We start from the raw sequence: 21,337 nt of genomic DNA, 5'->3' as shown, positions 1-21,337 counted from the left end.
TATGAAAAAATTATTTTTAACATTTACATTGTGCTTTTTTGCCGCTGCCGCTTTCGCGCAGACCTGTACGGACGGTAAAAATTGCGCGGATGGGTTAAAATCACCCAAAATGCCGCTGGATTTCAGCGCGGTATCAAACAATAAAAAAGCTAAAGATAAAAAGAGCGAAAAGCTGGAAAATCTTTCAAATTCTTATAAATCAGCCAAAACCAGCGCCGAAAAAACAAAAATAAAAAAAGAAATTGAAGAAGAAGTAACCAAAAACCAAAAAGAGCGTATAGAGCGCGAACGCACCCAAATAGCCCGCCAGCAGGAAAAACTGACCCAGTGGAAAAAAAGCCTGGATTCCCAGGAAAAAAACCAGAAAAAGCTTATTAAAGAGGAAGTGGACAATGTTATAGCCGGCACCTCTAAGCCTGAAGCGTGGGAAAAACTGAAAGAAAAAAAGACGGACGAGGCCAAAGACCTTAAACAAAAAGCTCTAGACAAAGCCACGGCCGCCAGCAATTAATTAGCTACCAGCGGCCGCTACCCAAATTTAGTACAATAGTAATGTAACATAATGTATTCAAAAGTGAATATAAATAAAAACAAGGAGAAGGTTGGACTCAGGCTTGGTTTTCCATTTTGTGATGTATGCGGGGAAAACTCGGTTTGTGTTATTAACCTAAGTGTATAAAACAATGGTATTATCAGTAAACGACAGAAAAGAAATCATGGGCAAATTCCAGACAAGCGCCGCCGACACAGGCAGCCCCAGCGTGCAAGTTGCCCTTATTACGGAAAGAATCAAATATTTATCAGAACATCTCAAAGCTAACCCTAAAGACTACGCTGGTGAAAGAGGCCTTAACAAATTAGTAGGCCAGAGAAAAAGACTTTTAGCTTATTTAAAAAAGTCAGACTTCGCTAAATACACGCAAGTCACAAAAGAACTTAAATTAAGGAAATAAAAAATAATGTCTAATCCTAACACAACAACCCTTGACGTTAAAGTCGGGGATAAAACTTTATCTTTAGAAACAGGTTGGGTAGCAAAACAGGCCGACGGCAGCGTAATTGCCCGCATGGGTGACACAATGGTGCTGGCCGCAGCTGTTTCAGATAAAACACAAAAACCCGGAATTTCTGACTTTGTCCCTTTAACAGTCAATTACAAAGAAAGAACTTACGCCGCAGGTAAAATACCTGGCGGTTTTTTCAAAAGAGAATCCAGACTCAGCAAAAAAGAAACATTAGCCAGCCGCATTATCGACCGTACCTTAAGACCTATGTTTGACGCCGGCTACGCCTGCGAAACAAACGTAACGGCCATGGTGCTTTCCGCCGATAATGTTTATGACTCAGAAATTTTAGCTGTAGCGGCTTCTTCCACAGCTCTTATCATTTCTTCCATACCGTTCAACACGCCGGTCGCCGCTGTAAGAGTAGGCCGTTTAGACGGTAACTACATTGTTAACCCCACCTTAGAAGAACAGAAAAAATGTGATATGGACCTGGTTATAGCCGGTTCCATCTCAGGCATTTTGATGGTAGAGGGCGGTTCTAAAGAAGTAGGCGAAGAAGACGTTATTAAAGCTTTAGAAATAGCTAAACCGGAAATTGACGCTTTATGTAACGCCCAGCTTGAGCTTAAAGCTAAAGTAGGCAAAGAAAAGTTCGCTTTCACGGCCGAAGTTTTGCCCCAGTCAGTAGTTGACCTTGGCAATAACAAATACAGGGCTGAAGTAGCTAATATTTTAAACGCTTTCTACGACAAACAGACAAGAGACGTTAAAATAGCCGAGCTTAAAGCCGCTTTCGCCGCTGAAATTACCGAAGAACACGGCGCCAACGCGACAATGTTTGCCGGTATAGCGATGGAAAATTTATCATACGAAGAATCGCGCAAACTCGTACTCGACAAAGGCGTACGTGTTGACGGCAGAAAAACCGACGAAATAAGAGCGCTTAACAGCATTATCGGTTTACTTCCCAGAGCGCACGGTTCCGCTTTATTTACCAGAGGCCAGACACAGGGCTTAGTAGTTTGCACACTGGGCACTTCAGGCGACGCGCAGATGGTAGAAGGTTTGGACGAAACATATGACGAAACGTTTATGCTTCACTACAACTTTCCGGGCTTTTCAACAGGCGAATGCAAACCTGACAGAGCCCCGGGCCGCAGAGAAATTGGCCACGGCGAACTTGCCAGACGCGCATTACTCCCGTTGATACCGGACGCTGAAAAGTTCCCGTACACAATAAGAGTAGTGTCTGACATTATGGAATCCAACGGTTCCAGCTCTATGGCTAGCGTTTGCGGCGGTTCACTGTGCTTATTTGACGCGGGCGTACCTATGAAAGGCGCTTGCTCCGGCATAGCCATGGGTCTTATTAAAGAGGGCGACAAATACGCCGTTCTCTCTGACATCATGGGCTTGGAAGACCACCTTGGCGACATGGACTTTAAACTTACAGGTTCACGCAAAGGTATTACCGCTTTCCAGATGGACGTTAAACTTGCGGGCGGTATTTCCATAGAAATTTTAAAACAAGCAGTAGCGCAGGCCACCAAAGGCAGAATGCATATTATGGACCATATGGAAAGCGTAATAGCTGAACCTAAGAAAACAGTTTCAGACTTTGCTCCTATAATCTATCAGATGCAGATACCGCAGGATAAAATCGGCGCGTTAATCGGCCCCGGCGGCAAAAATATCAAGAGAATTACAGAAGCCACAGAAACCAAAATTGATATTAATGACGACGGTATCGTACAAATCGCCGCTGCCAATAAAGAAAAGCTTGAAGCCGCTAAAGCTGAAGTTGAAATGCTTACAGCTGAAGTGGAACTTAACAAAATCTACAAAGGTAAAGTTGTATCCATACAGCCCTTTGGCGCTTTTGTCGAGCTTATCCCGGGCAAAGACGGTCTGCTCCATATATCTGAAATTGACAAAAAACGCATCAATAAAGTTGAAGACGTGCTTAAAATGGGCGATATTGTCGAAGTTAAGGTTGTGGAAATTGATAATAACGGCAAAGTCCGCTTATCACGCAAAGTATTGCTTTAATTAATACTTTTAAAACCCCCGTCCATTATTGGACGGGGGTTTTTAAATACCCACGCCAAAAGGCCCAGGGTAAAAATAGGCCTTTGGACCCATGACAAAATATTAGTATTTCTTATATTTGTAGTATAAATCAGTACAGTCAGGAGACTTATGAAAAAGTTTAATAAACTAGTCTCTCTAACGCTCAGCCTGCTTTTGCTTTCTAACACGTTCACCTATGCCCAACTACCCAGAGAAGACTTTAACAAGATGCACCTTAAAACCCTGGACAGCTTTACTTTGCTTAAATCACAACCCGATGTAAAAAATGCGGACGACTCACTTGTTTATGCAATAATTGCTTACACTGTTCTTACGTATGTTGTCATGTTTGCATATATGCATATGGATAACAAGGCGTTAATAAGATATTTTGACAACTCAGATGCGGGCGCAACAAAAAATAATCATCTTGCAAAATCAAGTAAAAAATCCATAAAAAGAACGACAGGTAAACTTGCGCAAGGAATAAAAGCCCACGCTAATTACGCCAGCAATGATATTATTAAACAGGTTATAGATAATAACGCTTCCCGCCTGGCCTTAAGCGGTGAAGGTGTAGTAAACAGCCTTGAAAGCGCTATGAGGAAATCCTCTTCTATAGATAGATTTGTCTATTTACAAGAAGCTGAACTGCGCTTTAACAGAAGCTACCTTGAGGCTGCCGGCGGATATCATGAGGAGTTGAGTAACAGTCTTAAAAAAGTGGAAAATGGCATTTTATCCCCTAAAGAATACCGCTATCATAAAAACCAGGTATACGCCCGTCTTTATGACCCTAAGAAAATGGAGTTTTATACAGAATTAAAGGCTGGTGTTTTGCATGCAAGAAAACTTGGCATGGAGCATAGGTCTCTCTATAATGCCCAAACAAGACTTTATGAGGGCAAATGGTCTTATGATCTTTTTATAATAGAAAAAGAATTAGTAAAAGCGCATTTACCGCCTGTCTATCATAGTGAAGTAAACGGTTTGTTTAGAGAAATGTACGCGGCAGCCAAAACCAACTCAACCCAAAAACTTTATGTTCCCAAAGGTGCCGCCTATAAAGGCCTGCGTGGTATGGCAAAGGGCCTTGGCCTGGCGGTGGTAATGTTTGCCGTAGCCACGTCTCTAGACGCCGCCGATGACAACGGCATGCTTGAAAAGTTTGTTGCTAAGCCGGAACTTTTATTAAAAGTAAAAGATCCTCAAACTCTTACCTCTATTTATGAAAATGAAACCACCAGAGACCTTGCCATAAGTATGTATATGGCTATAGAGGATATAGTAAATATGTCAGAGGAAGAGCGCGCGGAGTTGTTTGACCACCAATTAAAGACAGATAAAAAACAAGTCATAGCGCAAAACCAAGCTGACCGCCAGGCGGAAAAAATAACCGCACAAAAAACAGTGGCTAAATACAGCCGCATGGGTAGATAAGTAAAATTATTTTAACCGCTCCCCATTATAATGGAGAGCGGTTTTTTATGCCAAAATAATTAGTTGTTTGGTCTTAAGGGCCTATGTTTAAATTAGGTCTTTAGGCCCTGTTTTTGGGCGCGTAAAATACATATTATTTAATTAATAATCTCAGTTACAGGAAAACTTATGTATAACATTAAAAAAATATTTACACTCACATTAACCGCCGTGCTGTTATATAACAATACCGCAATGGCGCAAAGCAATTCTTCCTCACAAAAACACACCAAGTTTCAAAATGATCTTAGGGTAATTGAAACCCGCTCGCAAAATTTAAAAATTAATACCGCAAATACCGCAGCCTCCGTTTTTTTAGCCGGTGCGGCGCTGCGCGGCACGGCGTATTTGCTGCCTAAAAGTTTTAGCTTTTTAGTTAAAGAATCTTTTTGGGAAACCCCAGCCAATCTTAAAAAAGTAATTAATTCCAGCCGCTCCGCCGGGGTCAAATTGTCTTTAGAAAATTTGCTTGAGCAAAAACTTACAGGCCGCGACCTTATGATAGCGGTGCAAAGGACAGAGCTTGAATTAAATAAAAAACATCTTTTAGGTTCTTATAAAATATTTAATGAGGAGCTTGAAAAGCTTGCCGCCGGCAAAATAACCCCCCAGGCGTACCTTAATAAAAAATGGAGTTTATACGGCCAATATAATATTCTTACAAACTACAGTTATCATAACGGTAAAGGTATTAAAATGTTTGACGGCGCAAACGGTAAATATCTTATAAAATTGGACGCGGATTTTGCCGCCGCGCAGTTTCCTAATTTAGAACGAAAAGCTATAGAACAAGTAATAAAAGAAGGGGAAAACCTGGCTTTTCATATGACAAACCCCTATGCTTGCAAAACTAAGATTTTTAAAGGCTTTCTAAAATCAAACACAGTCATTTCAGGCAGTGCGTGGAAAATATTAAAGCGTTCCGGTATAATACTTGGCGCCATGTTTGTTTTTTCAAGCGCTTTAAACGCTGCGGAAAAAGACACTCAGATTATTGAAAAATTTATACAAAACCCGGAGCTTCTGGCCACAGCGTCAGCCCAGCAGGCCGCCGCAATAAATGCCAATAAAGAAGCGCGTGAAATAGCGGACATTATGTATGGTTACGCGGCTGAATTTGCCGCGATGTCTGACAAAGAATTTAAACAAAACATGACCGCGCTGGCGGCGCAGCAAGGCACGCAGGAATTTAAAATAGAAAAGTCTAAAGCGGTACGCGAGCAGGAAAAGAAAACCTACCGCAAAACAGTTTCTAAATACGGCAAAGTGGGCCGCTAGAAAAACTGTTACATTTGTATTTAATAAAACCCCCGGCATTACGACGGGGGTTTTATATTCTTTATATAACATTAACATTTTTGCTAATATGTATATATATTATATATATATTATAAAACGGAGGTTTTATGTCCCTTTGGCTTTACAGGCTTTCAGCTTTAGTTGCGTTCCCTTTTTTAACTTATAACTTTATTTTAAGTGATAAAACTGGCTTTATAGCAGGACTACTTTGCGCTGTTATTTTAATTTTTGTTGAGATGGTGTTTAAGAAGCTGCGTCTTATAAAAATAATGATAGCGCTTTTCGGCGGTATAATGGGCTACTTTGTGTACGCTTTTTTTGACCACGCCGTTTTTAGAATGGACGTGCCGGACATTACGGTCTGGTGGGATAAATATGATTTTTATGTGCAGTTTACGTTGGTTTTCATAGGCGCATTGGTAAGCGTTATTAAATCGCGCGACCTTGAAGGCCTTAGCAAAATAGGCAACCACTTAAAAGTGCTTGATATCACAGCTTTTATAGACGGCCGCGTAATAGACCTGGTAGAAACAAACTTCCTTTCGGGCGCCTTAGTATTCCCAAAATTTATACTTAACGAGCTTGACACTCTGGCCAACTCTAAAGACGCGCTTGAACGCGCCAAAGGCCGCCGCGGCCTTGACGTTGTAGCCCGCCTGCAAGAGCAAAAAGAAGTGCCTATCCGCGTAACCAATAAAGAAATTGAGGCCGCTACCGAGCAGGAAAGAATAATTAAGCTTGCCCAGTCTCTTAAGGCGGAAGTTGTTACATTAGATTTTAACGTTAACAAAATGGGCGCCATATATGACGTTGTTGTGCTTAACGTGAGCGACCTTGCTACCGCTCTTAAACCTGTTGTTCTCCCCGGTGAAGCCATGTCACTTTTTATAATGAAAGACGGTAAAGAAAAAGAACAGGGCGTAGGCTACCTGGACGACGGTACAATGGTAGTAGTTGAAGAGGGCAGAAAGCATGTAGGCAAACGTGTGGAAGTAGCGGTTTACTCTATACTGCAAACTTCAGCCGGCAGAATGATTTTTGCCAAAGTTAAATAAATATGAATTTTATTTCAGCGGTAATAGTGGCGGGGGGCAGCGGCAGCAGAATGGGCCGCCCCAAACAAATGCTTAACGTGGCGGGCACGCCTGTTTTAACGCGCAGTATTAACGCGTTTAAAGCTGTGCCGGGCGTTAAAGAAATTATAGTTGTAACCACCGCCGAGGTACGCGCTGAACTTGAAAAAACTTTTGATAATTTGCACTACGCTTTACCTGGTGATACCAGGTTAATTTCCGTTATAAACGGCGTGGCTAAAACCGCGGCTGAAGCGGACATTATACTTGTGCACGACGGCGCCCGCCCTTTGGTAGTGCCTGAGGATATTACTAAAGGCGCCGAGTTAGCGTTTGAACACGGCGCAAGTGTACTCGCAGTACCCGTAAAAGACACTATTAAACAAGTTGACGGCGGCACTGTGGTAGTAAAAACGCTTGAGCGCGGCGCGTTATACGCGGCGCAAACGCCGCAGTGTTATAAGGCAGATATTATCAGACAAGCTTTAGCAAAATTTGGCGCCGATATTAACGCTACCGACGAATCGCAGTTAGTTGAAAAGCTTGGCGTAAAGGTAGTTATCGTGCCTTCAAGCTACAAAAATATAAAAATAACCACGCCGGAAGATTTGTTAACGGCGGAGGCTTTTGTGAACGAAGATAAAAACGATTTTATACAGCGCACCGGCATAGGCTTTGACCTGCACAGGCTGGTGGAAGGCAGAAAGCTTTTTATAGGCGGGCTTGAAATACCGCACAGCAAAGGGTTTCTTGGCCATAGCGACGGCGACGTTGTGCTGCACGCTGTTTGCGACGCCGCTTTAGGCGCCGTATGCGCCGGGGAAATAGGCATCTATTATCCGCCGACGGACGCTAAAATAGAAGGCATTTCCAGCGTTACAATAGCTAAGCGTGTGCTTGAAATACTCAAAGAAAAACACGCTGAAATTGTGCATATAGACGCCACCATTATCACAGAAGAACCTAAAATGAAGCCGCATTACGCCGCCATTACCCAAAGCATGGCAAGCGTGTTTGATGTGCCGGCGGCAAATATTAATTTTAAATCAAAAAGCCACGAACGCCTGGGCGACATAGGCGCGGGTAACGCCGCCATGTGCCAGTGCGTGGTGACAGTAAAAATAAAACAGTAAAAGAGAGGTAGTTGTTATGAAAAGAAGTATTTTACTTTTAGCTTTAGTTGCATTTATATTTGCGTGCGGCGGCAGTTCTACCGACGTTACCAGACGTTCCGGTATAGACTATTCCCAATACGCCGGCGTACCTACCACAGATACGGACTACCAAGGCAGTGAAGAAGAAGATTTTGTTGGCGAGTCACGCTACAGCTCACAGGCCGCATACGGCGACGCGGTTGTAACCGTAGCCAGCAAGAAAATACCGCTTGGCAGAAAAGCCAGCGAAGCGCACATGAAAGTTTTTATGCAAAGCTTAGACAAGGCTTACATTGACGCTAAAAGGGCGTACAACCCGGTTGGTTTTACATACGCTATGTCACTTGCGGGCACAATTAACCCGTTTTCAGATATGGAAGTGCAGTGCATGCTCAGCCAGGAAAGCGCCGACGATATTGGGCAAGTTGCCTGTGATTTATTTTTTAAATCTTTACGCTCTGAATACGCTTTAGCTATTGAAGAGGCCAAGCTTTAATGCTGCTTTACAACACTTTTACAAAAGAGAAAGAAGAGTTTGTACCCTTACACAACAGCGGGGCTACGCTGTACGCCTGCGGCCCTACTGTATACAACTACGCGCACATAGGCAATTTACGCACATATATTTTTGAAGATTTTTTAGTACGCACCTTACGCACGGAAATGCCCGTTAAGCACGTTATAAATATAACGGACGTAGGCCATTTAACCTCAGACGCCGACAGTGGCGAGGACAAGATGGAACTTGGCGCCGCGCGCGAGGGCAAAAGCGCCTGGGACATAGCCAAATTTTACGAGAAAAAGTTTTTTGAAGATTTTGACGCGCTTAACTGCACCCGCCCCAGCATAACCAGCCACGCCAGCAAGCATATTGATGATATGATAGCGCTTGTACAAGTGCTTGAGCAAAAGGGTTATACCTACAAAACCTCAGACGGTATTTATTATGATACGTCTAAATTTCCTAATTACCACGGCTTAGTCGGGCACGCGCACATAAGCGGCCTTAAAAGCGGCGCGCGTGTAGAGTTTAATACAGAAAAACGAAATCCCAGCGATTTTGCTTTATGGAAGTTTTCACCAAAAGACAGCACAAGGCAAATGGAATGGGACAGCCCGTGGGGCGTGGGGTTCCCCGGCTGGCACATAGAATGTTCCGCCATGGCCATGAAATATTTGGGCCCTACAATTGACATACACTGCGGCGGCGTGGACCACGTGGCCGTACACCACAGCAATGAAATAGCGCAGAGCGAGGCCGCCACCGGCAAGCCCTACGTACGCTGCTGGGTACACGGCGAGTTTTTGGTTTTACGCGCCGGCAAAATGTCTAAGTCAGACGGTACATTTTTAACAATAGACGCGCTTAAAGAGCGCGGTTACAGCCCGCTTGACTACCGCTACTTGTGCCTGGGCGCGCATTATAGAACCCAGCTTGAATTTACTTTTGAAAGTTTAGACTTTGCCCGCACCAGCCTTAAAACGCTTAAAGAACGTATCAAAGCGCTTACTGATGAGGGGGATTTTGACAAACCCGGCTACAAAGATTTAAAAGATAAATTTATGGCGGCCGTACGTGACGATCTGAACACCGCCAAAGCGCTTGCCGTAGTATGGGAGTCTTTTAAATCACCAACAAATGACCATACTAAAAGAGAATTTCTTAAAGAAGCGGATAAAATACTCGGTTTAGATTTACTTAAAATAGAAGAAGAAAAACCGCTTAATATACCGGCCGGCATTCAAGCATTGCTTGACGCCCGCGCCGACGCCCGCAAAAACAAAGATTTTAAAAAGTCCGATGAATTGCGTGATCAACTTGCCGCCCTGGGTTTTGTAGTAAAAGACACGCCCCAAGGCCAAGTATTGGAGGCAAAATAATATGCCCATAATGGATATAGAATTAATAAAAAAACTTCCTAAGACGGATTTACACTTGCATTTAGACGGTTCAATACGCCTAAGCACGCTTATAGAGTTGGCAAAAAAAGACAAAATAACTTTGCCCGCCTACAGCGAAGACGGCCTGAGAAAAAAAGTTTTTAAAGAAAAGTACAGCAGCCTTGTGGAATATTTGCAGGGGTTTAATTACACAACTCTTGTAATGCAGAGCAAAGAAAATATTGAACGTATTTCCTATGAACTGGCGCAGGATAATATTGAAGACGGCGTGCGTTATATAGAAGTGCGCTTTGCCCCGCAGCTGCACACAACAAACATGACCAGCGAGGACGCGCTGAGAGCGGTTATAAAAGGCCTGCAAAAAGCGGCCGATGAGCATAATAAAACTAAAGCCGTTGCCTCGGGCGAAGACATCAAATTTTATTTTGGCATAATAGCCTGCGCCATGAGAAGCTTTAATGAAAATATGTCACCGTATTACCGCCGTCTTTTAAACACACTTTCACACGCGCCGCAGGACGAAGTTTTTGCCGCCGCGTCTATGGAGCTTGCCAGAACGGTAGTAAGGCTTGTTAAAACGGAACGCTTGCCCATAGTAGGCTTTGACCTTGCCGGGCAGGAGGCGGGGTACCCTGCCGAAGTGCACATGAAAGCATACCAGCTGGTGCATGAAAATTTTATAAGAAAAACCGTTCACGCAGGCGAGGCTTACGGGCCGGAATCAATATTTCAGGCCATTACGGACTGCCACGCCAACCGCATAGGCCACGGCACATTCCTTTTTGCCAAAGATATGATTATGGACAAAAAAGTAACCGACCGCAGAAGATATATTGAAGATTTGGCCAGCTACATAGCCAGCGAACGTATAGGCGTAGAGGTTTGTTTAACCAGCAATTGGCAGACAAACCCCGCCATTAAAGATATAGCGTCACATCCTATTAAAGAGATGATTAAGCGCGGCCTTTCCGTCAGTATATGTACGGATAACCGCCTTATTTCTAACACTACAATATCTAAAGAAGTTAAACTGCTTACGGATAATATTAAACTTTCGCCAAGAGAGTTTAGAAATATTATTATAGCGGGTTTTAAAGGCGCGTTTTTCCCGGGTTCATATAATGATAAACGAGCGTTTGTAAAAGCCGCCGTACAAAAGTATAACAGAGTGGAACAAGAATATAAGAAGTAGAATTTTTTCTAACAAAAACAACCCCGGGTTAACCGGGGTTGTTTTTGTTTGTGTTATTTTTATTATTATCTTCTTTTTCTCTGAAATTTGGGAATAGATGTTTAAACACCGCAAATGGGCTTCTGTCCACGGGTTCCTGAACTTCTTGCGGAGTAATGTTTGGCTTTTGGGATTGTTGGTGCGCAACCTTTGTTTTCTTCTTTTTGCCGGGTTTTTCTTCTTGCGGTATTAAGTGCCTGGCCAGCTTAATTAGCGAGCCTCTTGTAACGGGCATACTGTGGCGGGCCTTGGTAAGTTCGGCGGGGTTGGCGTCCATATTCTTACTGAAAGAAACTTTTTGCTTTATAAAAATACTGCGTTGCCCCGTCATTAAAAAGCTTATCACGCAGCATACGGCGGCGTACGGCGCAATCTGCGGGCCAAACAGTTCTATTGCCATAATGCTGGCCGCCAGCGGCGCGTTTGTGGTGCCCGCAAGCACGGCCACAACGCCAAGCGCGGCCATGGTACGCGGGTCAACCTCTAAAAATGCGGACAGCACCGCGCCCGCCTGCGAGCCTATAAAAAATATCGGCGTTACTATGCCGCCCACGCCGCCTGCTGAAAACGTGATGGCTGTGGTAAGCATTTTAAATAAAGAGCCCATCGCGAATGTCGGCTCCGCCCCGTGCAAAATATCGTTGGTAGTATCCATGCCCAGGCCCAGGTATTCGGGGGAAACAAGCAACCCTATTAACACAAGTATAACACCGCCCGAAAACGCGCGCCAGAACATAGAAAATTTAAAAGAAATAAACCTGAACACAGTTCTAAAAAACTTCATAAGTTCAATAAATAAAAGCGACATTAACCCAAAGAATATACCCGCGAAAAGCACCTTGAGAAAAAAGCCTTCCGTAAACACAGGTATAACGGTGATAGGGTGGTACACATATTCCACGCCAAGGTAGCTGGTTACCTGGTAGGCGGTAATACCGGCCACAAAAGCGGGGAACATAACTTCATAAAAAATATAACCTACCCACAGTACTTCCAGCCCGAATATCGCGCCCGATATCGGCACGCCAAATACGCCCGCAAACCCAGCGCTTACGCCGCATATCATAAGTTTGCGCCTGTCCTCGGCGTTTAAGCGCAGCCCCGCGGCCAGCATAGATGCCAGGCCAGCGCCAACGTCGGCGCAAGGGGCTTCTTTACCGGCGCTGCCGCCACCTGTTATTGTTATAATCGGCAGGAAAAACGCTTTTAGTGTGGAAATTAATGAGACCGGCTTATGCGCATTAATTTTATTAATAGCGGCGTCTGTAGAAAAATCTGTATGTTTAGCTGCCACCTTACGCGCCAGCAGTGACGTTACCCACAGCACCAGCGGCAGCCCTACAAAGTATAGCGGCACACGGCTGACACTAGCGGTGCTGGCGTCCAAAAGGGTAAGGAACAGCGCGTCGGCAATGCCTACTATAATGCCTATTATGGTAGATAGTATAAACCACTTAAGAATATTTAAAAACATTCCCGTTTGATCTTTAAACATATGTATATATTACAAAATTGTCGAAAGTATTAAAAATTTGTTTAAACGGGGTGTTAACCGCGGTGCCAAAAAGCTATAATAAAAGTTATGGAACCAAAAGATATTTCTATAGTATACCGTTTTAAAAACTCCCTTTATATAAACCTGACCAACAGGTGCCCTAACTTGTGCTCTTTTTGCATAAAAACCAAGTGGGCAATGCAGTTTGGCGGCTATAACCTTAACTTAGCGGGTAAAGAACCGTCGGCTAAAGAGGTTTTGGACCTTATCTACGCCGGGCTTAAAGAAGCCCCGGCCGAGCAAATAGTATTTTGCGGCTATGGCGAGTCCACCATGCGCCTGCCTGAAATGCTTGAAATTTGCGATACCTTGCACGCCGATATGGCATCCGGGCGTATACCTAATATGATTACCCGCCTTAATACCGTTGGTCTTGGCAGCCACATCTGGGGCAGAAATATAGTGCCGGAGCTTAAGGGCAGAATAAACCAAATTTACATCAGCCTTAACACGGCGGACCCTGGACAGTGGGTTAAGTTGGTCTGCCCCGCCAAAGGCTATGAAGACGGCTTTAACAGCGTTGTACAGTTTATTAAAGACTGCGTGGGCAATTTTGACCGTGTGGTTGTGTCTACCGTTGGCGGCCTTGGCGTGGATACTGCCAAAATGGAACAGTTTGTAGAAGATTTAGGCGCGGAGTTTTATATAAGAGAGTTTTTGGATAACAATGACTAAGCATAAAGAGCAAAAACCGGAAGATAAAAAGGATAATATAACTCCGATGATAATGTCGCTGTTGTTATTGGCGGCATGTCTTTTTGGTCTTTTGTTGGCCGCGCAGGACTATCATAAAGAAGTTACCGCCGTACCAGGTGAAAAAGTTGAAATAACCCCGCTTAAAAAAACGCCCAAGCCAACGCCTGTAGATACAGAGATAAAATTTAGAAAGTTTTTCTTAACCGCGCCCGGCGCTAAAAAAGTTGAGCTGCTGGCGGATTTTAATGATTTTGGCAAAACGCCCATAATTTTAACGCCTTATAATAAAGGTTATTTTGATACCTCCGTCGCATTAGCGGCGGGGGACTACAAATACGTTTTTTTAGTTGACGATAAAGAAGTGCTGGACCCTGTGAACAGCGATATAATAGAATTTAACGGCAGAAAAGTAAATATAAAAACGGTTAAGTAAATGTATAAAATAACTACTGACAGCCCTAGCCGTACAGAGCACCTGGCCCAAATAATGGCGCGGGGGCTAGAGGGCGGGGAAATAATTTTTTTGCGCGGCCCCATAGGCGCGGGTAAGACGATTTTTGTTAAAGCTTTAGCTAAAAGCCTTGGGCTAAAAGGTTCGCCTGTTAGCGCCAGCTTTAGCATAATGAAGGAATATAAAGGCAAAGGCAAAAGGCTGTTTCACGTAGACCTTTTCAGGCTGGAAGAGAACGAAATGTTCAACCTCGGCTTTGAAGAAATGCTGGAGGCGGAAGACGCCATAATAGTGGCCGAGTGGCCGGACCCGATAGCAAATTTAATAAACTCACCCCGTATAGAAATGAACTTTGTTTTACAAGAGGGCGATAATAGAATAATAGAACTTACCGCCAAAGGCGCCGGCGCTAAAACACAATTAGACAATTTTATTAAACAGGTTGAAAATGAAAGATAATATAATTTTAGCTTTAGACACAACAGCGTCACCCTTACTGGTTACCGTTACAAAAAACGGTAAAACTTTTTCCGCCAGAAAATCAGGCATTAAGCAGGAGGAATATTTATTCCCCACAATAAAAAAAGTTTTGGCTAAAGCGGGGGCGCAGCTGGGCGATGTTAACAAAGTTTTTTATGTGCGCGGCCCGGGCAGGTTTACGGGTATAAGAATAGGCCTTACGCTTGCCAGCATGCTGCGCAGCCTTGTTGGGGCGGAGGCGGCCGGCGCCACTATGTTTGAAACGCTGCGTTTTACCGCCGTAAAATCAAAAGAATTTAAGACATGGCAAAAGGCAAACCCGGCGGGTATGATGGCGGTAGTGCTGCACGCTTTTAGAGAGGAATATTTTATACAAATTTTTGACGGCTCCGCCCCGCAGTGGTTTACCAAAGAGGATTTGTTTGCTTATATGGATAAGTACCGGTACCCGCTTTTTGTAATAGGTTTTGATAAAGACCGCTCATATTTAGACGGTTTACTGGTTGGCACAAAATATACTTTGGGCAGCAAAAAACTTTGCGGCGTAAGCGCAAAAGGTTTGGCGGAAATTGCCGAAGCTTCACAATTCGCGCAGGACACGCTGGAACCGCTTTACCTAAAACCCGCTCGCTTTGAGTTAGGCAAATGATTAAAGTAAGGGCGGCCGCCGTTACAGACGCCGGCGATTTAGCCGAGATTGAGGCCACTCAGCCTTGCAGCGCCCGCTGGGGCGAGGCGGGGTTGCTGGCTGAAATAGCTAATAAATTTTCCTGCGTATTGGTTGCGTGTATGTCTGAAGGTGTGGTTGGTTTTATCTGCTTTCGCGGTGTTGTGCCGGAGGGGGAGTTGCTTAACTTTGCCGTGGATAAAAACGCCGAGGGCAACGGCGTAGGCACAGCGCTTATAAAAGAACTTTTTAAAGAACTTAAACACAGAAAATTTAAACGCGTAACGCTTGAAGTAAACGAGCACAATGCTAAAGCCGTAAATATTTACGCCAAAAACGGTTTTAAAACTATCGGGCAGAGAGAAAATTTTTATAACGGTACCGAAAATGCCCTTTTAATGGAAAAATTTTTATGAAAAAGTTTTTAATAATATTATTTACATGTTTAGCGTTGTCAGCCTATGCGGAGCAAGAACCGCAGATGGGGCAGGACTTTTATTTAAATTTTCTTACCGGCGTTATTTATGAGATGGATGGTAACCCCAAAATGTCTTTAGAGTTTTTTAATAAAACGCTTAAAGACTACCCCGAGTCGCACTACCTTAAAACTCTTATTTTATACACCGCGCTTGGCGTTAACGCGCAAAAAGATTACGCCGAGCTTGCTAAAGAAGTCGCCGCCTACGACGATGTTTTCTCTCTTACCACATACGCAGATTATTTGCGTACTGAGGGCAGCTTGAAAGAGGCCGGACACTACTATGAACTTGCCATAGCGGCCGAGCCTGACGATATCAGAATAGTAGTAAGATACTTTCAAATGCTTTATATGATGGACTTTGACAAAGGCATCAAGCTTATGACGGATACCGCAAAGCGCATGCCGCAGCTGGCCCCCGGCATTTACCAGGAATGCGGCGGCGCGTACCTGCGTAAAGGCGAGGTTGAACACGCCATTAATATGTATAACAGAGCGACGGCGGCAGATAACCTTTACAAACCTGCCTACCTTGCCCGCGCTAAAATATACGAGACAACCGGGCAAATGGAAAAGGCTTTAAAAGAATATAAAATGCTTGAGGAACTGGGCGAGGCGGATAACGCCACCTACCAAAGCATAGGTACAATAGAAATTATTTTAAAAAATATTCCTGCGGCAAAAAAGTATTTTGAAAAAATTTTATCGTCTGACCCGGGGCACATAATGGCCAACCAATTTATGGCCGCTATCGCGGAGGATGAGCAGAACTACGGTGCGTCTATTAAATATTTACAGGCGGCATCTAACTACGCAACCAACGCGGACTTTCAGTTAAGGGCGGCCTTTTACGCGGCCCGCATGGGTGCCCTGCAAAAAGCCGTGGACATTTTGGCCGAGGCATACGGCACATCGGGCAAAAGCGTGGAAATAGGTTATTTTTACGCGGTAGCCTTGCAGGATTTGCATAACCATAAAGATGCTGTAAAAATATTTAAAGAGATTTTAAAGCAAAGCCCGTCGTATGAAAAAGCGCGCCTTATGTACGGCGTATCGCTCGAGCGCATGGGTAATTACAGAGAGTTTGAACGCCAAATGCGTGAAGTGCTTAAGATAAACCCTGATAACGCCGTGGCCTTAAACTCGCTGGGTTACGCTTTGCTTGAGCAAAATAAAAAACTTGAAGAAGCGCGCGGTTATATAGAACGCTCGCTTGCTATCGCTCCTGACGATATTGCGGCGCTGGACTCTTTAGGCTGGTATTACGTAAAAGTAAAAAACTATACTAAGGCGGAAGAATATTTACTTAAAGCGTATAACGCTGCCGGACAGGACGGTGAGATAGCGGGCCACATTGGCGTGCTTTATTATGAGATGGGCAATTACAATAAAGCCAAAGAATATTTTGATGTGTCAGACAAAACAAAATTTGAAAAAGATATAAAAAAGAATAATAAAAAGGGGGCGTAGTATGAGCAAAACAACATTAGAGTTTTTACCCAGATATTATGAACTTGCCTTAGACGGCAGTTTGCCGCCGCACAGCCTGTGTAATTATTTTCAGGAAGCGGCCGGGGTAGACGCGCATAATCTTAACTTTGGCCGCGAAGAGGGCATAGCCTGGGCCATAGTACGCATGCAAATGGAAATGGGTAAAAAGTACAGCGGCAAAGACGCTGTTACCATACAAACCTGGCACGCTTTTTCAGACAAAATTACCAGCCGCAGAGAGTTTGAAATAAAAGATAAAGACGGCAATGTTTTAATGAAGGGCTCCACCTGGTGGATTATTTTAGATTTAAACACCCGCAAAATTACCCGCACGCCTGAATTTTTACTTCAGAGAAATAAAGAAAACCCTGATTTTGTGCTTGAAGAGGGCAACTTTAAAGCCAAACTGCCCGAGGGTTTAGAGCCTGTGGCGGTAAAAGAGTTTGCCGTGCGCCTTGAGGATATTGATATTAACGGCCATGTTAACAACACACACTATATGGCCTGGGCTATGGAATCTATGCCCGCCAATATCCGCGCCGAAAAAACGCTTAAAAACTACAAAATAATTTTTAAGCAGGAATGTGTGGACGGAGACAAAGTCATAGCCAAAATTTACGATACAGGCAACGGCGTTTACTTTCACGAACTTGTGCGAGAAGACGGCAAGGAAGTTGTAAGAGTAATATCTGAATGGGCCTAAAGACTTGATTTTTCCATAAAAGAATTGATAGCTTTTGTTTTTTTAATCTAATAACTAATAGTGTTTTGCAAAGGAGTTGTATATGAAAAAATATGGGTTTACTTTAATTGAACTTTTGGTTGTTGTGCTCATTATAGGAATTCTGGCGGCTATAGCCTTACCGCAGTATACACGTGCGGTGGATAAATCGCGTCTGGCGGAAGCTCAAACAAACTTACGTTCATTATCAAATGCGCAGGAAATTTATTATATGACACACGCGGCTTACACAACACTTGAAGAGTTGGACATAGAAATCCCGGTATCTCAAAATTACACATATGGAATTTCTGATAATAAAAATTTTATATTTGCTGTTAGTTCTAAAAATGGTCCGAAATTAGAATTATATCTTCAAAATAGTACAGGGCTTAAAGATGTTTGGGTTTGCAGGCATGACCAAGTTGAAAGAAGATTAAAGCTGTGCCGCAATTTAGGATGCAAAACAGAAGATACCAATTGGTGTATTTTAAATTAATATAATAAAATAAAAAATCCCCAGTTTTTCAACCGGGGATTTTTTATTTTAAAATTATTTCTTTAACTGCTGTTTTTTAGCTTCCGCTATTTTTGCCAGAAACTGCGCCTGCAGGTTTATTTTATCTTTTAAGGGTGCTGTTTTAAGGTGGCATATGGCAATGGCGATAGCGTCTGCCACGTCGTCAGGTTCAGGCTTTTTGTCCAGCTTTAAAGTTAACTGTACCATGCGCTGCACCTGCGCTTTGTCGGCTGTGCCGCTGCCGCAGATTATGCTTTTAACTTTTTTGGGGCTGTAGGAGTTTATGTCCACGCCTTTCATATGCGCCGCCAGCAATATTACGCCGCGCGTTTGTATAGTTTGGCTAACAGTTATGGCGCGTTTTAAAAAAAACATTTCTTCCATGGCGGCGTGTTGGGGGGTGTAGTGTTCTACCAGTTTGCCTATTTCATTAAAAATATATTCCAGGCGCGCGGGCAGCCCCAATTCTTTAGAGGTATGCACCAACCCGCAGGCAATTAAGGACAATGCGGCCCCGTCGCCGCGTTCCAATATGGCCCAGCCTGTTCTGTCTAACCCGGGGTCTATGCCCATTACACGTATTTTTTGTGTCATATTTTATATCAAAAAGGCTGGGTGTTAGCCAGCCTTAAAATTTAAATTTAAACGTTTAACTTCTCCATAATTTCATCGGGTATGTTATAGTTAGAGTAAACGTCTTTTGTGTCGTCATGGTCGTCCAGCTCGTCCATCATTTTCATTATGGATTGCGCTACGTTAGGGTCCGTGATTTCAGTTTCCGTGTCCGGTATCATGGTTAAATTGGCGGATTCTACTTTGATATTTTTTTCTTCCAGTGCCTTTTTAACTAAGTCCAGGCTTTCAGGCGCGGTAAAAATTTGGTAAGAATCGCCTTCTGTTTTTACATCATCCGCGCCGGCTTCAAGCGCGGCGTTCATCAGGTCGTCTTCACTCATGGCCTCTTTGCTTACTATTATAAGGCCTTTCTTTTTAAACATATAAGACACGCAGCCTGTTGTGCCAATGCTGCCGCCGCGGCTTGTAAAAATTTTGCGTACTTCTGAGAATGTGCGGTTTTTGTTGTCTGTGGTGCACTCAACAATAACGGCTATTGAGCCCGGACCGTAACCTTCGTACGTAATTTCTTCGTAAGAGGCGCCCTCCAGCTGGCCGGTACCTTTCATGATAGCGCGTTTAACATTGTCGGCCGGCATGTTTGCCGCTTTGGCGTCTTCAACGGCTTTACGCAGTCTCGGGTTATCTTCTATTTTACCGCCGCCCATTTTAGCGGCTATGGTAATTTCTCTGATAATTCTTGTGAATATTTTGCCTCTCTTAGAATCTAAAATCGCTTTTTTATGTTTAATACCTGCCCAATGTGAATGTCCACCCATATCAGGAACTCCTTGTTTTAAATTTGGTTAACTTGGTGTGCAGGCGCATGTTCAGCCTGACTGTTCTTAATTATTTTAGCAAAAAAATGCATATGGTTTACTCTTTTCCTTTTGATATCATATATACATGACAGAACTTTGGACGCTTTTACCGTTAGGTTTTTTGGTGGGCCTTGTGGGCAGTATGTTTGGCATAGGCGGGGGCATTTTTGTTGTGCCCATACTGCACTTTGGCTTTGGCATACCGCTGCACCAGGCTATAGCGTGCTCGCTTATGACGGTGGTGGCGTCGTCCATGATGTCCACCATGGCAAAAATAAGAACGGGCATGATAAGCATACGCCTGTCTAAAATGCTGGAAATACCTTCTATACTTGGCGCTATAATAGGCTCGGCCGTTGTGGGCGCTATGCCTATAGGCGTAATAAAAATAGCTTTTGCCGCAGTCGCCGTGGCAATGGCAATCAGCATGCTTAAAAACCCTTTTAAAAATTTTATAGGCGCTAAGCAAACTATATACGCTTGCGCTAACACAGACGGCGTTTTTGCCGATTCCTACCGCGACAAAGCCACCGGCAAAACCGTGCGGTATGAAGCGCAAAACTTACGCTACGCTGTGCCGCTCTCAATATTTTCAGGTTTTTTATCCTCCACTCTGGGCATAGGCGGCGGGGTGATAAACGTGCCGCTTATAACAAATGTTTGCAAGGCGCCTATTAAAGTTGCCAGCGGCACCAGCAGTTATAAGCTGGGGCTGACGGCGTGCGCGGGCAGTATACTTTACTTTAAAAAAGGTTATATAGTGGAAGACGTTACTATTATTATGATACTGGGCATACTAGCGGGCGCGTACGTTGGTATGAATGTGCTGTTAAGAATAAAATCTATTTATGTGGAAATTTTATTTGGCTGCCTTATGCTGTTTGTGGCCGGCAGAATGATATTTAGCTTATGAAAGATAAACAATTAAAAACATATATTTACTATTTACTTTTATGCGGGCTTACGCTGGTTATTGTTCTTGCCGTGCTGTACCTTATATTCGGCGGGTTTTGGGGCAAAGCCGCCATGGGCGTGCTTATCATGCTGCCGCCTGCCAGGCTGGTGGCCGAAATATACGGTTTTACCCAAACAAAAACATACCGCTTTGCGGCTATATCCGCCGTACTTTTATGTATGATTGCTATTGAGTTTTTGTTTCTGAAGTAACTTCTTCTGCCGCAGGTTCCGCTGCCGGTTGTTGCGGCTTTTGCGCGGCAAAGTAGTCTTCTAAAGATTTTTTAGCGGTGTTATATTCCGCCGCCGCTTTGTTGTATTCCGATGTAGTGGGGGAGTTTGCGTTAACTTTTGCCATTTCAGACAAATAGCGGAAACGTTTAATTCTGTAGTCTTGGTACCTTATAACCTCGCTTATAAATTTGGCCCACGCTTCTTGCTCTTCTTTTGTTAATTTGCCTGTTATTACGGCGTTCTGGTGGTCTTGCATAACTTTGGCGGCATTCTCTGCGGTAAAGTCATCCACGTTAACGCCGTAACTGTCCAGCGTTGGCGCGGATATAGCGGTAGCTATGGACGCCCCTTTCTGCGGCAAATAAACATTGCCCACATATACGCCCATGGCAAAAATTATAATTAAAAGTAAAAATTTAATTAACTTCATATAAGTATA

Annotated in this window: 24 protein-coding genes; 20 read left to right on the top strand and 4 right to left on the bottom strand. The window is 43.7% G+C overall.

The genetic code is table 11. The features are described 5' to 3' along the window. Position 1: 1 nt before the first annotated feature. The 10 genes from AAIR98_RS08405 (at position 2) to AAIR98_RS08360 (ending at position 11,176) form a co-directional block, all read left to right on the top strand. Positions 2–511, top strand: coding sequence for a hypothetical protein (locus AAIR98_RS08405; RefSeq protein WP_423971745.1), 510 nt, complete (start codon positions 2–4; stop codon positions 509–511). A gap of 172 nt (positions 512–683) precedes the next feature. Continuing rightward, the gene (gene rpsO / locus AAIR98_RS08400; protein WP_423971744.1) at positions 684–953 is read left to right on the top strand and encodes a 30S ribosomal protein S15; all 270 of its coding nucleotides are present in this window, start codon (positions 684–686) and stop codon (positions 951–953) included. A gap of 6 nt (positions 954–959) precedes the next feature. Continuing rightward, a complete protein-coding gene (gene pnp, locus AAIR98_RS08395; protein WP_423971743.1) occupies positions 960–3,056 on the top strand; it encodes a polyribonucleotide nucleotidyltransferase in 2,097 nt (698 codons plus the stop codon). Positions 3,057–3,206: 150 nt separating this feature from the next. Continuing rightward, positions 3,207–4,517: a hypothetical protein gene (locus AAIR98_RS08390; RefSeq protein WP_423971742.1), complete on the top strand. Its 1,311-nt coding sequence runs from the start codon at positions 3,207–3,209 to the stop codon at positions 4,515–4,517. Positions 4,518–4,685: 168 nt separating this feature from the next. Continuing rightward, the gene (locus AAIR98_RS08385; protein WP_423971741.1) at positions 4,686–5,834 is read left to right on the top strand and encodes a hypothetical protein; all 1,149 of its coding nucleotides are present in this window, start codon (positions 4,686–4,688) and stop codon (positions 5,832–5,834) included. 128 nt (positions 5,835–5,962) lie between these two features. Further along, complete coding sequence (locus AAIR98_RS08380) at positions 5,963–6,910, top strand: PIN/TRAM domain-containing protein (protein ID WP_423971740.1); 948 nt, start codon at positions 5,963–5,965, stop codon at positions 6,908–6,910. Between the two features lie 2 nt (positions 6,911–6,912). Beyond that, entirely contained in the window at positions 6,913–8,061 is a 1,149-nt protein-coding gene (gene ispD, locus AAIR98_RS08375; protein WP_423971739.1) for a 2-C-methyl-D-erythritol 4-phosphate cytidylyltransferase, read from the top strand. Positions 8,062–8,077: 16 nt separating this feature from the next. Further along, on the top strand, positions 8,078–8,578 hold the full coding sequence (locus tag AAIR98_RS08370; RefSeq protein ID WP_423971738.1) for a hypothetical protein: 501 nt from the start codon (positions 8,078–8,080) through the stop codon (positions 8,576–8,578). Then, positions 8,578–9,963 carry a cysteine--tRNA ligase gene (gene cysS / locus AAIR98_RS08365; protein ID WP_423971737.1) on the top strand — a complete coding sequence of 462 codons (1,386 nt, stop codon included), beginning with the start codon at positions 8,578–8,580 and terminating at the stop codon, positions 9,961–9,963. Before AAIR98_RS08370 ends, cysS begins: the two co-directional genes overlap by 1 nt. A 1-nt stretch (position 9,964) precedes the next feature. Beyond that, a complete protein-coding gene (locus tag AAIR98_RS08360) occupies positions 9,965–11,176 on the top strand; it encodes an adenosine deaminase family protein (protein WP_423971736.1) in 1,212 nt (403 codons plus the stop codon). Positions 11,177–11,204: 28 nt separating this feature from the next. On the opposite strand, the gene AAIR98_RS08355 is transcribed toward AAIR98_RS08360, so the two are convergent. Beyond that, positions 11,205–12,710, bottom strand: a complete 1,506-nt coding sequence (locus tag AAIR98_RS08355) for a chloride channel protein (RefSeq protein WP_423971735.1) — start codon at positions 12,708–12,710, stop codon at positions 11,205–11,207. Positions 12,711–12,797: 87 nt separating this feature from the next. Between AAIR98_RS08355 and AAIR98_RS08350 the strand changes: the two genes are divergently transcribed. The 8 genes from AAIR98_RS08350 to AAIR98_RS08315 all read left to right on the top strand — a co-directional run bounded on the left by AAIR98_RS08350 (position 12,798) and on the right by AAIR98_RS08315 (position 18,253). Further along, positions 12,798–13,445 (top strand): TatD family nuclease-associated radical SAM protein, encoded by a 648-nt coding sequence (locus AAIR98_RS08350; RefSeq protein WP_423971734.1) that lies wholly within the window; start codon positions 12,798–12,800, stop codon positions 13,443–13,445. Then, positions 13,438–13,899: a glycogen-binding domain-containing protein gene (locus AAIR98_RS08345; RefSeq protein ID WP_423971733.1), complete on the top strand. Its 462-nt coding sequence runs from the start codon at positions 13,438–13,440 to the stop codon at positions 13,897–13,899. Before AAIR98_RS08350 ends, AAIR98_RS08345 begins: the two co-directional genes overlap by 8 nt. After that, on the top strand, positions 13,900–14,376 hold the full coding sequence (tsaE, locus tag AAIR98_RS08340) for a tRNA (adenosine(37)-N6)-threonylcarbamoyltransferase complex ATPase subunit type 1 TsaE (protein WP_423971732.1): 477 nt from the start codon (positions 13,900–13,902) through the stop codon (positions 14,374–14,376). It begins immediately after the preceding gene. Beyond that, complete coding sequence (tsaB, locus tag AAIR98_RS08335; RefSeq protein WP_423971731.1) at positions 14,366–15,046, top strand: tRNA (adenosine(37)-N6)-threonylcarbamoyltransferase complex dimerization subunit type 1 TsaB; 681 nt, start codon at positions 14,366–14,368, stop codon at positions 15,044–15,046. Before tsaE ends, tsaB begins: the two co-directional genes overlap by 11 nt. Continuing rightward, positions 15,043–15,480: a ribosomal protein S18-alanine N-acetyltransferase gene (gene rimI, locus AAIR98_RS08330; protein WP_423971730.1), complete on the top strand. Its 438-nt coding sequence runs from the start codon at positions 15,043–15,045 to the stop codon at positions 15,478–15,480. The genes tsaB and rimI overlap by 4 nt, the downstream gene beginning before the upstream one ends. Continuing rightward, complete coding sequence (locus AAIR98_RS08325; RefSeq protein WP_423971729.1) at positions 15,477–17,012, top strand: tetratricopeptide repeat protein; 1,536 nt, start codon at positions 15,477–15,479, stop codon at positions 17,010–17,012. The genes rimI and AAIR98_RS08325 overlap by 4 nt, the downstream gene beginning before the upstream one ends. A 1-nt stretch (position 17,013) precedes the next feature. Further along, positions 17,014–17,736 carry an acyl-[acyl-carrier-protein] thioesterase gene (locus AAIR98_RS08320; protein WP_423971728.1) on the top strand — a complete coding sequence of 241 codons (723 nt, stop codon included), beginning with the start codon at positions 17,014–17,016 and terminating at the stop codon, positions 17,734–17,736. A gap of 82 nt (positions 17,737–17,818) precedes the next feature. Then, complete coding sequence (locus tag AAIR98_RS08315) at positions 17,819–18,253, top strand: type IV pilin protein (RefSeq protein WP_423971727.1); 435 nt, start codon at positions 17,819–17,821, stop codon at positions 18,251–18,253. A gap of 54 nt (positions 18,254–18,307) precedes the next feature. On the opposite strand, the gene ruvC is transcribed toward AAIR98_RS08315, so the two are convergent. After that, positions 18,308–18,868: a crossover junction endodeoxyribonuclease RuvC gene (gene ruvC, locus AAIR98_RS08310; RefSeq protein ID WP_423971726.1), complete on the bottom strand. Its 561-nt coding sequence runs from the start codon at positions 18,866–18,868 to the stop codon at positions 18,308–18,310. A 47-nt stretch (positions 18,869–18,915) separates the two neighbouring features. After that, positions 18,916–19,668: a YebC/PmpR family DNA-binding transcriptional regulator gene (locus AAIR98_RS08305; RefSeq protein WP_423971725.1), complete on the bottom strand. Its 753-nt coding sequence runs from the start codon at positions 19,666–19,668 to the stop codon at positions 18,916–18,918. Positions 19,669–19,795: 127 nt separating this feature from the next. On the opposite strand from AAIR98_RS08305, the gene AAIR98_RS08300 reads away from it, so the two are divergent. Both AAIR98_RS08300 and AAIR98_RS08295 read left to right on the top strand, forming a co-directional pair. Beyond that, the gene (locus AAIR98_RS08300; protein ID WP_423971724.1) at positions 19,796–20,623 is read left to right on the top strand and encodes a sulfite exporter TauE/SafE family protein; all 828 of its coding nucleotides are present in this window, start codon (positions 19,796–19,798) and stop codon (positions 20,621–20,623) included. Continuing rightward, entirely contained in the window at positions 20,620–20,877 is a 258-nt protein-coding gene (locus tag AAIR98_RS08295; RefSeq protein WP_423971723.1) for a hypothetical protein, read from the top strand. The genes AAIR98_RS08300 and AAIR98_RS08295 overlap by 4 nt, the downstream gene beginning before the upstream one ends. Here the strand turns inward: AAIR98_RS08295 and AAIR98_RS08290 are convergent. Next, the gene (locus AAIR98_RS08290) at positions 20,852–21,328 is read right to left on the bottom strand and encodes a hypothetical protein (RefSeq protein ID WP_423971722.1); all 477 of its coding nucleotides are present in this window, start codon (positions 21,326–21,328) and stop codon (positions 20,852–20,854) included. The genes AAIR98_RS08295 and AAIR98_RS08290 overlap by 26 nt on opposite strands. Between the last annotated feature and the right edge of the window lie 9 nt (positions 21,329–21,337).

Origin of the sequence: Elusimicrobium simillimum, assembly GCF_049639735.1 — a bacterium.
GTDB classification, from domain to species: Bacteria; Elusimicrobiota; Elusimicrobia; order Elusimicrobiales; family Elusimicrobiaceae; genus Elusimicrobium; species Elusimicrobium simillimum.
This window is presented reverse-complemented; position numbering and strand designations above follow the sequence as displayed.

Excerpts from the sequence above, each read along its gene's own strand:
- AAIR98_RS08320 (WP_423971728.1), top strand. The coding sequence starts at position 17,014 with ATGAGCAAAACAACATTAGAGTTTTTACCCAGATATTATGAACTTGCC.
- AAIR98_RS08370 (WP_423971738.1), top strand. The coding sequence starts at position 8,078 with ATGAAAAGAAGTATTTTACTTTTAGCTTTAGTTGCATTTATATTTGCG.
- AAIR98_RS08380 (WP_423971740.1), top strand. The coding sequence starts at position 5,963 with ATGTCCCTTTGGCTTTACAGGCTTTCAGCTTTAGTTGCGTTCCCTTTT.
- rpsO (WP_423971744.1), top strand. The coding sequence starts at position 684 with ATGGTATTATCAGTAAACGACAGAAAAGAAATCATGGGCAAATTCCAG.
- AAIR98_RS08300 (WP_423971724.1), top strand. The coding sequence starts at position 19,796 with ATGACAGAACTTTGGACGCTTTTACCGTTAGGTTTTTTGGTGGGCCTT.
- pnp (WP_423971743.1), top strand. The coding sequence starts at position 960 with ATGTCTAATCCTAACACAACAACCCTTGACGTTAAAGTCGGGGATAAA.
- AAIR98_RS08345 (WP_423971733.1), top strand. The coding sequence starts at position 13,438 with ATGACTAAGCATAAAGAGCAAAAACCGGAAGATAAAAAGGATAATATA.
- AAIR98_RS08325 (WP_423971729.1), top strand. The coding sequence starts at position 15,477 with ATGAAAAAGTTTTTAATAATATTATTTACATGTTTAGCGTTGTCAGCC.
- cysS (WP_423971737.1), top strand. The coding sequence starts at position 8,578 with ATGCTGCTTTACAACACTTTTACAAAAGAGAAAGAAGAGTTTGTACCC.
- AAIR98_RS08290 (WP_423971722.1), bottom strand. The coding sequence starts at position 21,328 with ATGAAGTTAATTAAATTTTTACTTTTAATTATAATTTTTGCCATGGGC.
- AAIR98_RS08385 (WP_423971741.1), top strand. The coding sequence starts at position 4,686 with ATGTATAACATTAAAAAAATATTTACACTCACATTAACCGCCGTGCTG.
- AAIR98_RS08350 (WP_423971734.1), top strand. The coding sequence starts at position 12,798 with ATGGAACCAAAAGATATTTCTATAGTATACCGTTTTAAAAACTCCCTT.
- AAIR98_RS08390 (WP_423971742.1), top strand. The coding sequence starts at position 3,207 with ATGAAAAAGTTTAATAAACTAGTCTCTCTAACGCTCAGCCTGCTTTTG.
- ruvC (WP_423971726.1), bottom strand. The coding sequence starts at position 18,868 with ATGACACAAAAAATACGTGTAATGGGCATAGACCCCGGGTTAGACAGA.
- rimI (WP_423971730.1), top strand. The coding sequence starts at position 15,043 with ATGATTAAAGTAAGGGCGGCCGCCGTTACAGACGCCGGCGATTTAGCC.
- ispD (WP_423971739.1), top strand. The coding sequence starts at position 6,913 with ATGAATTTTATTTCAGCGGTAATAGTGGCGGGGGGCAGCGGCAGCAGA.
- tsaB (WP_423971731.1), top strand. The coding sequence starts at position 14,366 with ATGAAAGATAATATAATTTTAGCTTTAGACACAACAGCGTCACCCTTA.
- AAIR98_RS08405 (WP_423971745.1), top strand. The coding sequence starts at position 2 with ATGAAAAAATTATTTTTAACATTTACATTGTGCTTTTTTGCCGCTGCC.
- AAIR98_RS08305 (WP_423971725.1), bottom strand. The coding sequence starts at position 19,668 with ATGGGTGGACATTCACATTGGGCAGGTATTAAACATAAAAAAGCGATT.
- AAIR98_RS08360 (WP_423971736.1), top strand. The coding sequence starts at position 9,965 with ATGCCCATAATGGATATAGAATTAATAAAAAAACTTCCTAAGACGGAT.
- AAIR98_RS08315 (WP_423971727.1), top strand. The coding sequence starts at position 17,819 with ATGAAAAAATATGGGTTTACTTTAATTGAACTTTTGGTTGTTGTGCTC.
- tsaE (WP_423971732.1), top strand. The coding sequence starts at position 13,900 with ATGTATAAAATAACTACTGACAGCCCTAGCCGTACAGAGCACCTGGCC.
- AAIR98_RS08355 (WP_423971735.1), bottom strand. The coding sequence starts at position 12,710 with ATGTTTAAAGATCAAACGGGAATGTTTTTAAATATTCTTAAGTGGTTT.
- AAIR98_RS08295 (WP_423971723.1), top strand. The coding sequence starts at position 20,620 with ATGAAAGATAAACAATTAAAAACATATATTTACTATTTACTTTTATGC.